Origin of the sequence: Enterobacter sp. 04-C-12-SI-ECC (genome assembly GCF_047530715.1) — a bacterium.
Classification (GTDB): domain Bacteria; phylum Pseudomonadota; class Gammaproteobacteria; order Enterobacterales; family Enterobacteriaceae; genus Enterobacter; species Enterobacter bugandensis.
This window is the reverse complement of sequence record NZ_JBLKDI010000001.1, coordinates 127,346-140,795: the sequence shown is the minus strand read 5'-3', so window position 1 is coordinate 140,795 and position 13,450 is coordinate 127,346. Positions and strand designations below refer to the sequence as shown.

Here is a 13,450-nt window from a genome sequence, read left to right as displayed (position 1 = left end):
CCGGGGGCTTGCCCCCGGTCTTTTTATCTGGAGGATGAATGACTGTTACGGACATCGTACTGGTGTTGTTTATTGTTGCCCTTCTGGCTTACGCGATCTATGACGAGTTCATTATGCCTCGCCGTAACGGCGAGACGCTGCTAACCCTTCCCCTCTTACGCCGTGGACGCATTGATGCATTTATCTTCGCCGGCCTGGTGGTCATTCTGATTTACAATAACGTGACCAGCCACGGTGCAATATTAACCACATGGTTATTATGTGCGCTGGCATTAATGGCGATTTACCTGTTCTGGATCCGCTCGCCGAAACTCATTTTTAAAAAACAGGGATTCTTCTTCGCCAACGTATGGATAGAATATAACCGCATTAAAGAGATGAATTTATCCGAAGACGGCGTGTTAGTGATGCAATTAGAACAGCGCCGCCTGCTCATTCGGGTCAAAAATATTGATGACCTTGAGAAAATCTACACATTACTTGTTAAAAATCAATAAGTTAACATTATAACCTCGGCTATATATTGTGATATTCTTTCGCAAAGAATATAGCCGTTGCTATATCTTCTCTCCTCTTTGACTTATATTTATTAACGATATTTTCACGCATAAACCTAAATGAAAATCGTTATCAAAGACGCAGATAAATTAAGCCTTGCTCGTTGTTGTTTTATATTCTCAAAATATGTTAAGGTTGCGCCCGTCGTTGGGGAGTAGCCGATTTCCTGCACGCAGGAAATGTACGCGTCAACATACTCGTTGAAAAACGTGGCGCGTACGGATCGCTTTCAGCACGATTACCGTGCAAAAGAGATCAGGCGAGACCATAGATACATCAACTGCTGTTTACTGGGGGCAGTGATGTGTCATATGGATATCCCCGGTCTGGACGCTCTTATGAACATCTCCGCTACGATCCTTCTCGCTTTTGGCATGTCCATGGATGCATTTGCCGCCTCCATCGGCAAAGGCGCCACGCTCCACAAACCTAAATTCACAGAAGCTCTGCGCACCGGTCTGATCTTTGGTGCCATCGAAACGCTGACGCCGCTCATCGGCTGGGGTTTGGGCATGCTCGCCAGCCAGTTCGTGCTGGAGTGGAACCACTGGATTGCGTTCGTCCTGCTGGTGTTTCTCGGAGGCCGAATGATGATTGAAGGTTTTCGCGGGAATGATGATGAAGATGAAGCACCGCTGCACCGCCACGGTTTCTGGCTGCTGGTCACCACGGCAATTGCCACCAGCCTGGACGCCATGGCCGTCGGGGTGGGTCTGGCATTCCTGCAGGTCAATATTATCGCCACCGCGCTGGCCATTGGCTGTGCAACGCTGATTATGTCCACGCTGGGCATGATGGTCGGGCGGTTTATCGGCCCGCTGCTGGGTAAACGCGCCGAGATCTTAGGCGGAATTGTGCTGATCGGCATTGGTGCCCAGATCCTCTGGGCACACTTCGCGCCTTAAGCGTCGCGCTGCCAGACGTGGATACTGAAATCCGTCTGGCAGCCAAACGTCGTCCGAGCCGCTAACGCATCCCATACTTCCGGCTTTGCCCGCCACGCGAACGGCGTCATCTGCAGCAGGGCTACCGCTTCTTCCCCGTTCAAATTCATTTCATACGCCACTGAATGCTCCTGCTTCAGCGTAAAGCCTGTCAGCTGTTCAGAGTGTGGGGCATGCAGACGCACCTCGTCGTAAATGAGTCCCTTCAGCTCCATCAGGTGACGCGGGCCCGGCGTGACGGTTATCACCCAGCCTCCGGGCTTCACCACGCGCGCCAGCTCGTCTGCTTTACACGGCGCGTAGATGCGGATAACGGCATCCATACTGGCATTATCAAACGGCAGCCGGTGGCTGGATGCCACGCAAAACGTCACGCCAGCGTAACGTTTAGCCGCCGCGCGGATCGCCACTTTCGACACGTCGAGACCGAATGTCACGGCCCCCTTCTCCCGCACCACATCCGCAAACCGTGCGGTGTAGTACCCTTCCCCACAGCCGATATCAAGCATGGCGGACGCCGAATCAGGCAGTAAGTCACCCAGCATCTGCGCCACCGTCTCCCGCAGCGGCAGATAGTGCCCGGCATCGAGAAACGCCCTGCGCGCCTGCATCATCTCTGCGCTATCGCCCGGATCGCGGGAGCGCTTGTGCTGCACCGGAAGAAGATTCACATACCCTTCTTTCGCCATATCAAACTGATGTCCCTGCGGACAGGCATAACTTTTATCTGAGCGCGTCAGTGACGCGTGGCAAAGGGGACAGCTGAAGGACATGGAAACTCCGGGAGATAAACCAAAGGGCGAAGTGTACCGCTATTCGCCCTGCTATAAAACGGCTGGATTATCGCATGACGATAAGGTGGTCTGAACCGGCCGGCAGGCCATCGGGTTTAATATTCTCCAGGCGCAGCACGTTGCCCATGATTTCGCTGAAGACCGGCGCGGAAACCGCCCCGCCATAGTAGGCCCCGTTTTGTGGATCGTTAATCACCACCACCAGGGCGAAACGCGGGTCGCTGGCAGGCGCAACGCCTGCGGTATAGGCGACGTATTTATCGACATATTTGCCGCTATCATCAATTTTCTTCGCCGTCCCGGTCTTAACCGCCACGCGATAATCGCGAACGGCGGCCTTAACGCCCCCGCCGCCGGGCAGCGCGACGCTTTCCATCATGTGCTCCACTTCATGCGCGATCTCCTCCGGCATGACGCGGTGGCCGATAACCGGGGGATCTATGCGGGTGATGGAGAGTGGACGCTCAAGCCCGAAGCCGCCAATCGTCGCGTAGACGTGGGCAAGCTGGAGCGGTGTGACCATCAGGCCGTAGCCAAAGGCAAAAGTCGCGCGGTCTAGCTGACTCCAGTATTTACGCTGTGGCAACAGCCCGGCGCTTTCGCCCGTTAACCCCAGCCCCGTGTTGGTGCCAAACCCAAAGTTTCGATAGGTATCAATAAGATGCTGGACAGGCATCGCCAGCGAGAGCCGGGATACGCCGGTGTCGCTCGATTTTTGCAAGATCCCGGTCATGGTCAGCTCAGGATAATAGCCCACGTCGCGGATACGATGCCCGTCAAGGGTATACGGGTGGGTATCAATGACGCTGTCCGGCTGGACCAGCCCCTGCTGCAGAGCCGTCATCAACACCAGCGGCTTAACGGTCGAACCGGGCTCGAACGTATCGCTGATTGCCCGGTTGCGAAAATCGTTTATCGTCGCGCCTTCACGGTTATTGGGATTGAAATCCGGATAGCTCGCCATGGCGAGTATTTCCCCGGTGGGGATATTAATGAGCACCGACGCCCCTGACTCGGCCTTATTCCAGGCGACGGCATTGTCCAGCGCGTCTTCGGTAATGGTTTGCAGCCGCTCGTCAATACTCAACTGGATGTTATGTGCCGGCGTGGGCGCCACTTCCGTCAGGTTTTCAACCACGCGCCCGTAGCGATCCTCCCGGACCTGTCGGACACCCGCTTTACCGGTCAGCTGAGTGTTGAAGCTTTTCTCCACCCCTTCAATGCCCTGCCCGTCAATATTGGTGAAGCCAATCAGGTTCGCCGCCACGTGGCCTGCCGGGTAAAAGCGGCGGGATTCATCGCGCAAATTAATGCCGGGTAAATTGAGCTTATCAATCCACTTCGCCTGAGCAGGATCGACCTGACGCGCCAGGTAGATGAAGCGTCCCTGGGGATTGGCGTTAATTCGTGATGAAAGGGTGCTCAACGAGAGGTGCAGCGCGCTCGCCAGCGCCTGCCAGCGTTCATCAAACCCAACGCCACCTTTTGCCAGCACCGTTTTAGGATCGGCCCATACGGCCCTGACGGGCACGCTGACCGCCAGAGGACGTCCTTCACGATCCATAATCATCCCACGCGGCGCATCAATCGCCAGCTGACGGAGGGATCGCATATCTTCTAGCTTCACCAGATTGTCAGGTTTGATGATTTGTAGCCAGGCAACGCGGCCAAGTAAAAAGGCCAGACTGCAGAAAATAGCGAAACAGAGCAGCGCAAAACGCGCCGGCGTGAAATTGCCAGCGGTTAATATCATTTTTTTCTTCACCTGAACCCCAGAGCTGTTAAACAACGCTCTGATTTAACGAGAAAAGATGCGCTTAGGGAGGCGAAACTGTGATACTAACCTCGCAGCTTTGCAACAAGTTGCTAACAAGACCGTAGATAGTAATATTTTGAAAGATAGGGAATAAAAAAGCCCCGCATGATGCGAGGCTTTATGTCTGAGAGTGAAGCGCTATGCGCCCCAGTCAGCAGCGGTTCGATCAGATAGCAGTTACGTTAACTGCAGCTGGGCCTTTCTGGCCGTCCTGAATTTCGAACTCAACGTTCTGGCCTTCGGCCAGAGTTTTGAAGCCGTTACCCTGGATTGCAGAGAAGTGTACGAACACGTCTTTGCTGCCATCAGCAGGAGTAATGAAACCAAAACCTTTAGACTCGTTGAACCACTTAACTTGACCTTTAATCTTTGCCATTTTGCAAAATTCCTTAGAGTGTTTTCTTAGCCCGCAGGCATTAACTGAGATAAAACTGAGACATTACTGCATGAGGCACTAATATAAGGTTCGGCAGAGAAGCGGTATTCAACGACAACGTGTTTACTCAGGACTTCTTTACTGAAAATGCCACACATAAACAGAACTGTACCTCGTTTGACCCAAAACGTGTTATCACACACTATGTTTAATATGGCAAGCCATTTTTAAACATGTCTCGATCCGCCGCACAAATTCGAACACTGTCTGTAAGGATTTGCACAATTATGCGCTTCTCAAACAGACGGCTATACTACCTTACACAGACTCAACGCTGCTTGCACAACCGCTGTAATCTAAGACTTTTTTAACATAGCTCAATCATTACAATGCGTCCAGCAGACGGGAAAAGAAATCTTTGGCGTTGATTGAGTTAGAACAAATTGTGAAAACTTATGCTTAAATCATTGTAACGTGGCCGTATTGTTTCAGCCAAAAACGATGTTAATAATCCGCACCCTTCTGTATTAAAATCCATCAGGTAATTAGCAGTGTTATGCACCAAAATAATGAAATTTTTATGACTCTGCATCAAAACAAGGCAAGCAAAACGTTTCGATAAAATTAAAATTTTCCTGACGACGAATACATACACAATATACGCAACAATCTATGGCTTCGTTTATAAGGGTAAATACTCGCCAACTTTCAGTATCCTGAAAGTATTATTAACTGGTGCTACATTATCCAGCGCGTCAGTTAATTCTTTTATGGGGTCATCCAGCGCTTCATCCGCCAGCTCAAACACGCCCCAGTGAACAGGGAACGCCAGCGGGCAACCTAACTGCTGCCACAGCGCAACGGCAGACTGGGGATCCATATGGTGTACGGCCATAAACCATCGCGGAGCATAGGCGCCAACGGGCAATGCTGCAGCATCAATTTTCCCCAAACGTTCCGGTATCAACAGCAGCTCAGGCGAATAGCCGGTATCGCCACTAAACCAGAACCGGTGATGCCGCCCTTCAAAGACCCAGCCGCACCACAATGAGCGATTGCGGTTCCAGAGCGTGCGCATACTCCAGTGCTGCGCCGGTACGGCGGATAATGTTATCCCCTGCCAGGTAAAACTCTGCCACCAGTCAAGCTCAACCACCTGTTTTGCGCCCCGGCGGCGAAACCAGCCGCCCAGGCCTAAAGGAACAAATACACTGACGTCGGGAAAGCGTTTGAGAATGTGGCGAACAGTGAGTTCATCAAGATGATCGTAATGGTTATGCGAGATAACGACCGCGTCAAGCTGGTGCAGTTGATCGACAGAGAGTGCCGGAGGCGTTCTACGCTGCGGCCCTAAGAAAGGAAGTGGAGAAGCGCGTCGTGAAAAAACGGGATCGGTAAGAAGGATATTGCCGTCCAGCTGCAGCAGTATGCTCGCATGTCCGAGCCACCACGCCCCATCCTGCTGCGGCTGCTGAAGATCGGCCGGTTGCCACCACCGCCGGATAAAGTCATCGTAGCCGAGCGCGGGCGGCTTCGGTAAGCCAGCTGCTTTGCGTTCTTTGCGCCAGCGGTCAAGGTCGCCAGGCTGGTGTCCTGCAGAAGTAGTATTACGAAAACCGTTTGGGGTGTGATGTTTCAGGGAGGGGTCATACCAGGGATTTTTCCAGACCACTGCCACCTCCCGGAATAATACGATTAACGCTCAGCCACCAGGCGGATAAAATCGTCTTGATCGTTGTTCTCGTCAGCGACCGCTTCATTTTGTGCTTCTTTCGCTTCCGGCTCGTTAGCCTCGCACAGACGACGCAACAGTGCATTCTGCCGTTTTTGCTGCTCAAGCAGCGCTTCCAGCAGTTCGATCTGCTCATTGGTACGTGAACTGGCACGGTTTACGAAAAACCAAATGACCAGCCCCACCAGCAGAACAACCAAAGAGATCGTCAGGGATGCCATATTTAGCAGCCCTGAATTCAGTAACTCACCCATTTCACCACCTCAATAAAAACGTCTATTTTACCACTGGCGCGAAGGAAGGAAATCACCTGAAGAAAAAATGCGTGCTACCACGGAATAAACTTATTGATTGCGCAAACGCCGCTAAAAAACTGTACATCCTGATCGCACATCACGTTGATAGTCTGCGTCCACAACACCACGCACGCTATCAGCACGATAATCAGAATCACCCAGCGTATTTTTTTCACTCCACACTCCGTTTACAGACCTGATATGACCAGGTTATCACGGTTATCTTAAACAAGGACTAACTGTAGCGCCATCAGGCTCTTTTCAGAATCCTGCACTTGTTTCATTACGTAAACCGGTTAGGCTAGCATCATGATAACAATGATAAAGAGGTAATAATGCGCTTAATTATTCGTACAATTGTTGCACTGGCGATACTCTGGATTGGCCTTCTTTTAACGGGTTATGGCGTGCTGGTGGGAAGCACCGAAAACGCCGCAGGGTTAGGCATTCAATGTAAGTATTTAACAGCACAGGGAGTCAGCACGGCGCAGTATCTCCATTCTGATAGCGGGATCATTGGGTTAACCAACTGCCCGGTACTGCGTAAAACCTCCGTCGTGATTGATAATGGCTGAGCCACAGCGTTAACGACGAATAAAAAACGCCGCAAAAATGCGGCGTTTTTTTATGCTAACCGGGGTTAGAACGGATAGTCGTGGTAACCCATCTGTTCAGAAATCTTACGCGCGGCGGTATGTAGAATAGCCACGTACTCGTGCAGGCGCTCTTCCGAGAAGCGAAGCGTTGGGAAAGAGATGCTCAACCCCGCGATCACGACGCCAAAACGGTCAAACACCGGAACGCCAATACAGCGCAGCCCTTCTTCCTGTTCTTCGTTATCTTCGCCGTACCCTTGCTCACGCACCTTATCGAGCACCTTTAATAATTCATCGGTGTTAGTAATGGTGCGTTCAGTGCTGCGTTTGTACTCCACGCCATCGAGGATCTGTTTAACTTCTTCACGATCGCGCCACGCCAGCAGAACCTTACCAATTGCCGTGCTGTAAAGCGGGTTGCGACGACCAATGCGCGAATACATACGCAGGTTATACATGGAGTCAATTTTATGGATGTAAACAATACTGTCTTCATCCAGCGCGCCCAGGTGGATAGTCTCTTTGGTCAGGCGGGAGATCTCGCGCATCTGAATATCCGCGCTACGGATCAGATCCACGTTTTGCAATGCCCGGGCACCCAGTTCAAACAGTTTCAGCGTCAGAGAATATTTTTCAGATTCGCCTTCCTGTGCAACGTAACCCAGTGATTTCATGGTTTGCAAAAAGCGGTAAACGGTGCTTTTCGACATCATCACGCGCTGTGACAACTCTGTGATACCAATTTCACGCTCTTCACCGAGCGCCTGTAAGATGCCAAACACCTTCAGCACGGAAGAAACTGAATCTGGCTGTTTATCCAAATCCGCAATTGCCATTTACCACCTCATAGAGAGTGTTTTATAAAAATCAGAACCGGTTTTTATTATAAATTCCCGTCATGTTACCTGCAATCAATCCGCGTTTACTTCGTTACAAATCTGCGACATAAAACGGTGTTAACGATGCTAAAATAGTTACCCTGAGAATAATTTCACTCTGAGCTATTTATCCCCGATGGAAAAGAACCTTTCCGATGGCCTGCCTGTGCCCCAGCGGTATGGCGCTATCGCTACGATTATTATTGGTATCTCAATGGCCGTTCTTGACGGCGCGATTGCGAACGTTGCCCTTCCCACCATTGCCACCGATCTGCATGCTTCCCCGGCCAGTTCGATATGGATTGTTAACGCCTATCAGATTGCGATTGTGGTTTCCCTGCTCTCCTTTTCTTTTCTGGGCGATATGTTCGGCTACCGTCGGGTATATCAGTGCGGGCTGGTGGTATTTACCTTTACATCACTGCTGTGCGCCCTTTCGGACTCTCTGCATACGCTGACGCTGGCGCGCATCGCGCAAGGTTTTGGCGGCGCGGCGCTGATGAGCGTCAATACGGCGCTAATCCGCTTAATCTATCCGCACCGCCATCTGGGCCGCGGCATGGGGATAAATTCGTTTATTGTCGCGGTCTCTTCTGCCGCCGGGCCAACGATTGCAGCGGCCATTCTTTCTGTCGCCTCGTGGCAGTGGCTGTTCGCCATAAACGTACCGCTGGGTATCGTAGCCATCTTCTTTGCCCTGCGATTTCTCCCCGCTAACGGCCCGAAAAGCACCATGCCGCGCTTTGACGTAGCAAGCGCGGTGATGAATGCGCTCACCTTTGGTCTGCTGATTACCGCCCTGAGCGGTTTTGCGCAGGGTCAATCCCTGATGCTAACCGCCGTGGAGCTTGTTGCCCTGCTGGTGACGGGCTTCTTCTTTGTTCGCCGCCAGCTTTCCCTGCCGGTGCCCTTACTGCCGGTCGATCTGCTGCGTATTCCCCTCTTTTCGCTTTCCATCTGCACCTCCGTCTGCTCATTCTGCGCCCAGATGCTTGCTCTGGTTTCTCTGCCCTTCTTCCTGCAAAGCGTGATAGGACGTTCCGAAGTGGAGACCGGGCTGCTGTTAACCCCCTGGCCGCTGGCGACAATGGTGATGGCACCGCTGGCAGGTTACTTAATAGAACGTGTACATGCCGGTTTGTTGGGCGCGGTGGGGCTGGCCGTGATGGCAACAGGTCTTTTCGCGCTGGCGCTACTGCCATCATCGCCAGGGGATCTGGACATCATCTGGCGCATGATCCTGTGCGGAGCCGGGTTTGGCCTGTTTCAGTCCCCCAACAACCACACCATTATTACCTCTGCGCCGCGCCACCGCAGCGGAGGTGCCAGCGGCATGCTGGGGACCGCGCGTCTGCTGGGGCAAAGCACCGGTGCGGCGATGGTTGCCCTGATGTTTAACCTTGCCGGGCAAAACGGCAACCACGTTGCGCTTCTCACCGCAGGTGCGCTTGCCACCCTTGCAGCCATCGTCAGCGGGTTGCGCGTGACCCAACCCGGCGTTCAGGCATAAAAAAAGCCGGGCGGAGTCTTCTCCTGCCCGGCTTATTTAAGCACTTAGCGTTACTTCAGGTATTCCCCACTGCGCAGCGCTTCAATACGTTTATCCAGCGGTGGGTGAGACATAAACAGCTCGCTCAGCGACTTTGATTTGCCGTTGATGCAGAAGGCCATCATGCTGTTCGCTTCCTGCGGCTCGTAGCTGGTTTTCAGACGCTGCAGGGCGGCAATCATCTTTTCACGCCCTACCAGCTTCGCTGAACCGGCATCCGCATGGAACTCACGGTGACGGGAGAACCACATGGTGATAATGCTGGCCAGAATACCGAACACCAGTTCCAGCACCATCGATACGGCGAAGTAAATCAGCGGATTACCGTTGCTCTCTTCACCTTCATCACGGTTGCCGCCCATGAAGCCAGCCGCAATCTGCGCCAGGATACGGGAGATGAAGATAACGAAGGTGTTCACCACGCCCTGAATCAGGGTCATGGTCACCATGTCACCGTTGGCGATATGGCTGATTTCGTGCGCGATAACCGCTTCGGCTTCGTCACGGCTCATGTTCTGCAACAACCCGGTGCTCACGGCAACCAGCGACGCATCACGACGGGCACCCGTAGCAAACGCGTTAATATCCGGGGCATGGTAAATAGCAACCTGCGGCATCGCAATGCCTGCCTGCTTAGACTGCTGTGCCACCGTATTCATCAGCCACTGTTCCATGTCGTTACGCGGCTGTTCAATCACCTCACCGCCTACGGATTTCAGCGCCATCCACTTTGACATCAGCAGGGAAATGAAAGAGCCACCAAAACCAAACAGCAGCGCCATAATCAACAGACCCTGAACGCTGCTCGACTGAATTCCCGTCAGGCTTAGCACTAGCCCGAAAACCACCATCACCGCCAGGTTGGTGAGCAGGAAGAGCGCGATTCGCATCATAATTTTCTTTTAACCTCAGTTTAACAAAACGCACTATGCGATTACCCACATCGTATGGGTATTACGGCTATTTTCAAGCATGCGGTGGGCGTAAGTCACCAGAAAGACACAACTTTACACAATTGGAAATCAGCCTGACGGAAGGATGCAGAACAAAAAGAAACAGGCACAATTTCTTGTGCCTGTTGGGAGATTATTTTGCCGGAGCGGGCTGTACGGCAGGCTTCTCTTTTTCCAGATTCGCCAGGTCGAGCGCGATATGCACCGTCTCGTCCAGGTACGGATCCGGCTCCTGGTAATCTTTTGGCAGATCGTCCAGTTTCTTGAGCAGAGGCTTACCTTCTCGCTTGAAGCGATCGTTGATACGCGCCAGACGCGTTGCGTCGTCCTCGTTGTTCTCTTTTTCACGCTGAGCGTAGTTCAGAGAAACAATATTCCGCTTATCTTTCAGGGCATTGAAACGCGCAATGTCCTTCATGATGTACTGGAATTCCGGGTCTTTCGCGATGCGTTCATTATGCGCTTTCAGCAGCTCAGGGCCAAACTGCGTCATATCACCCGCCTTCACGAATGTCGCAGCATTGATGCTGTCCCACGGCAACGCGTTATCTTCAAACTTCTCGCCGGTTTCGGTCTCTTCCGTGCCGGTCGGCATCATGATATCCGGCGTTACGCCTTTACGCTGCGTACTGCCGCCGTTAACGCGGTAGAACTTCTGAATGGTGTACTGAACGGAGCCCAGCGCAGGCCATTCCGGACGCAGCATCTGATCGTAAATACGGTTCAGCGAGCGATACTGCTGAACAGTACCTTTGCCGAAGGTGGGCTCACCCACGATTAGCGCGCGGCCATAGTCCTGCATTGCAGCGGCAAAGATTTCAGATGCGGACGCGCTGAAGCGGTCAACCAGGACCACCAGCGGGCCTTTGTAATAGACCACACCGTCGTTATCAGCATCTTCACGAACTTTACCGTTGTTATCACGCACCTGTACAACCGGGCCAGACGGGATAAACAAGCCTGAGAGCGACACCGCTTCGGTCAGCGCACCGCCACCGTTCGTGCGCAGGTCGATAATGACGCTGCTCACGTTCTGCTTCTCAAGTTTCTGCAGCTGAACTTTTACATCGTCTGTCAGCCCCACGTAGAAGCCAGGGATATCCAGGACACCCACCTTCTCTTTACCCACGGTTTTCACCGACATTTTCACCGCGCGGTCTTCCAGACGGATACGCTCGCGGGTCAGGGTCACGATACGGGTTTTGGTGCCTTTACCGGCAGGCAGAATCTCCAGACGAACTTTGCTGCCTTTCGGACCTTTGATCAGCGCAACCACATCGTCCAGACGCCAGCCAATGACATCAACCATGCTCTGACCGGTTTGTCCTACCCCCACAATGCGATCGCCTACGCTTATCGCTTTGCTTTTGGATGCCGGGCCGCCCGCGACCATGGAATTGATCACCGTGTAGTCATCATCCATTTGCAGTACCGCGCCAATACCTTCCAGAGACAGGCTCATCTCAGTATTGAACTGTTCGGTATTGCGTGGAGAGAGATAGTTGGTGTGCGGATCGATTTCGTGCGCAAAGGCGGTCATCGCCAGCGAGAAAACATCTTCACTGTTGGTCTGCGCCAGACGGCGAATGGCAAATTTGTAACGACGCGTCAGCGTGTCGCGGATCTCTTTTTCATCTTTGCCGGTCAGCTTGAGGCTCAGCTCGTCGTATTTGACCTTTCCATCCCACAGCGCGTTCAGCTCGGCTTCGTCTTTCGGCCAGGGCGCTTTGCTGCGATCGAGATTGAAGGTGTCGTTGCCGGTGAAGTCCATTGGACGTTCAAGCACTTTCAGAGCGTACTGATAGCGTTCAAAGCGGCGCTTTTGCGACAGGTTGTAGAGATCGTAGAACAGATCCAGCTTGCCTGACCGCAGCTCATCACCCACCTCGGATTTGCGCTTAGCGAACTGCTCGACATCGCTGGCGAGCAAAACGTTATGGCTGTAATCCAGCAAGTTCAGATAGCGGTCAAAGATTTTGGCCGAAAAGGCCTGATCGAGATCGAACTGACGATAGTGCGAGCGGGTAAAGCGAGAGGTTACACGTTCGCTTACCGTCGCGTGCTGCGTCTCTTCCTTGAGTACCGGAATTTGATCAACACGCGTGATATCGTCCACTGCGAAAGCGTGACCCGTTATGGCAAACAGGCCCGCCAGCGCGGTGAGCTTAAAAAAAGTGTTCATGCCAGGCTTGGCCTCCGTTTCAGAACAACAAGTGTTCTGCGCGTACAATCATTGACATACCAGAAGTCAGCTGTACACGAACGCCATCTTTGGTGATTTCCAGTACGGTGGCGTCCATTGCGTTGTTGCCCGCTTTTACTTTCAGAGCCTGACCCACGCTCAGGGCGTTAATGTCAGAAACCGGAGTATGGCGCTGCTCTTCACGAGGCGCACGAGGGGCTTTCGCTGCTGGTTTGTCTGCACGCGGTTTGCGATCGTTATTGTCGTGACGACGCGGCGCAGGACGTGGTTTACGCTCACGACGAGGCGCTTCTTCCTGGCCGTTTGCCGCTGCGGCTTCGCGTTTTTTCGCCTGCTGTTCTGCACGTTGTGCCTGAACGCGTGCTTTGGCTTCTTCCAGCTGCTTGCGCGCGTGTTCTACGTGCTGCTCGTCCAGCTCGCCACAAGGGTTGCCGTCGAGATCCACGCGGGTCGCGCCCGGTTTGATACCGTACAGGTAACGCCAGCTCGAAGTATAAAGACGTAAGGCAGAACGCAGCTGAGTTTTGCTGAGGTTCATTTCCCCTTCAACACGCGCTACCAGATCCTGAAAAATACCGACTTTCAGGGGACGTGCTTCACCTTCCGCGCTGAAGCACTGCGGGAAACGCTCGGCCAGAAATGCGATAACTTCTTTACTGCTATTCAACTTAGGTTGATTTTCCATGAAATTTCCTGATTACAACGGACGTTGCCAACAAGCGCAGGCATGAACAGGCGTCATTATAATGACGCTA

Annotated in this window: 14 protein-coding genes, 1 pseudogene and 1 riboswitch; of the genes and pseudogenes, 4 read left to right on the top strand and 11 right to left on the bottom strand. The window is 52.8% G+C overall.

Annotation, left to right across the window (positions count from 1 at the left end; translation table 11 throughout):
* Positions 1 to 38 precede the first annotated feature (38 nt).
* Both ACMWL8_RS00740 and mntP read left to right on the top strand, forming a co-directional pair.
* Positions 39 to 497, top strand: a complete 459-nt coding sequence (locus ACMWL8_RS00740) for a DUF986 family protein (protein WP_045260297.1) — start codon at positions 39 to 41, stop codon at positions 495 to 497.
* Positions 498 to 695: 198 nt separating this feature from the next.
* A riboswitch (yybP-ykoY riboswitch) is annotated at positions 696 to 886 on the top strand.
* Positions 887 to 896: 10 nt separating this feature from the next.
* Positions 897 to 1,463 carry a manganese efflux pump MntP gene (gene mntP / locus ACMWL8_RS00735; protein ID WP_041911997.1) on the top strand — a complete coding sequence of 189 codons (567 nt, stop codon included), beginning with the start codon at positions 897 to 899 and terminating at the stop codon, positions 1,461 to 1,463.
* Here the strand turns inward: mntP and rlmA are convergent.
* The 7 genes and pseudogenes from rlmA to mgrB form a co-directional block, all read right to left on the bottom strand.
* Entirely contained in the window at positions 1,460 to 2,275 is an 816-nt protein-coding gene (gene rlmA, locus ACMWL8_RS00730) for a 23S rRNA (guanine(745)-N(1))-methyltransferase (RefSeq protein ID WP_045260298.1), read from the bottom strand. The genes mntP and rlmA overlap by 4 nt on opposite strands.
* A gap of 67 nt (positions 2,276 to 2,342) precedes the next feature.
* Entirely contained in the window at positions 2,343 to 4,049 is a 1,707-nt protein-coding gene (gene ftsI / locus ACMWL8_RS00725) for a peptidoglycan glycosyltransferase FtsI (protein ID WP_120266866.1), read from the bottom strand.
* 229 nt (positions 4,050 to 4,278) lie between these two features.
* Positions 4,279 to 4,488 (bottom strand): transcription antiterminator/RNA stability regulator CspE, encoded by a 210-nt coding sequence (gene cspE / locus ACMWL8_RS00720; RefSeq protein ID WP_001062678.1) that lies wholly within the window; start codon positions 4,486 to 4,488, stop codon positions 4,279 to 4,281.
* Positions 4,489 to 4,501: 13 nt separating this feature from the next.
* Positions 4,502 to 4,646: pseudogene (locus ACMWL8_RS00715) on the bottom strand (DUF2627 domain-containing protein).
* A gap of 524 nt (positions 4,647 to 5,170) precedes the next feature.
* Positions 5,171 to 6,160: an MBL fold metallo-hydrolase gene (locus ACMWL8_RS00710; RefSeq protein WP_082071003.1), complete on the bottom strand. Its 990-nt coding sequence runs from the start codon at positions 6,158 to 6,160 to the stop codon at positions 5,171 to 5,173.
* A gap of 23 nt (positions 6,161 to 6,183) precedes the next feature.
* Positions 6,184 to 6,474, bottom strand: a complete 291-nt coding sequence (locus ACMWL8_RS00705; RefSeq protein ID WP_045260301.1) for a YebO family protein — start codon at positions 6,472 to 6,474, stop codon at positions 6,184 to 6,186.
* A 74-nt stretch (positions 6,475 to 6,548) separates the two neighbouring features.
* Positions 6,549 to 6,692, bottom strand: coding sequence for a PhoP/PhoQ regulator MgrB (mgrB, locus tag ACMWL8_RS00700; protein WP_006175995.1), 144 nt, complete (start codon positions 6,690 to 6,692; stop codon positions 6,549 to 6,551).
* Positions 6,693 to 6,851: 159 nt separating this feature from the next.
* Between mgrB and ACMWL8_RS00695 the strand changes: the two genes are divergently transcribed.
* Positions 6,852 to 7,091, top strand: coding sequence for a YobH family protein (locus ACMWL8_RS00695; protein WP_041909477.1), 240 nt, complete (start codon positions 6,852 to 6,854; stop codon positions 7,089 to 7,091).
* Between the two features lie 65 nt (positions 7,092 to 7,156).
* Here the strand turns inward: ACMWL8_RS00695 and kdgR are convergent, their stop codons facing one another.
* Complete coding sequence (gene kdgR / locus ACMWL8_RS00690; RefSeq protein ID WP_045260302.1) at positions 7,157 to 7,948, bottom strand: DNA-binding transcriptional regulator KdgR; 792 nt, start codon at positions 7,946 to 7,948, stop codon at positions 7,157 to 7,159.
* A gap of 178 nt (positions 7,949 to 8,126) precedes the next feature.
* On the opposite strand from kdgR, the gene ACMWL8_RS00685 reads away from it, so the two are divergent.
* Positions 8,127 to 9,500 carry an MFS transporter gene (locus tag ACMWL8_RS00685; protein WP_045260303.1) on the top strand — a complete coding sequence of 458 codons (1,374 nt, stop codon included), beginning with the start codon at positions 8,127 to 8,129 and terminating at the stop codon, positions 9,498 to 9,500.
* A gap of 50 nt (positions 9,501 to 9,550) precedes the next feature.
* On the opposite strand, the gene htpX is transcribed toward ACMWL8_RS00685, so the two are convergent.
* From htpX to proQ, 3 genes are all read right to left on the bottom strand, one after another.
* Positions 9,551 to 10,432 carry a protease HtpX gene (gene htpX, locus ACMWL8_RS00680; RefSeq protein WP_010432647.1) on the bottom strand — a complete coding sequence of 294 codons (882 nt, stop codon included), beginning with the start codon at positions 10,430 to 10,432 and terminating at the stop codon, positions 9,551 to 9,553.
* Positions 10,433 to 10,625: 193 nt separating this feature from the next.
* Positions 10,626 to 12,674 (bottom strand): carboxy terminal-processing peptidase, encoded by a 2,049-nt coding sequence (gene prc / locus ACMWL8_RS00675; protein ID WP_028013542.1) that lies wholly within the window; start codon positions 12,672 to 12,674, stop codon positions 10,626 to 10,628.
* Between the two features lie 19 nt (positions 12,675 to 12,693).
* Entirely contained in the window at positions 12,694 to 13,380 is a 687-nt protein-coding gene (gene proQ, locus ACMWL8_RS00670; protein WP_028013543.1) for an RNA chaperone ProQ, read from the bottom strand.
* Between the last annotated feature and the right edge of the window lie 70 nt (positions 13,381 to 13,450).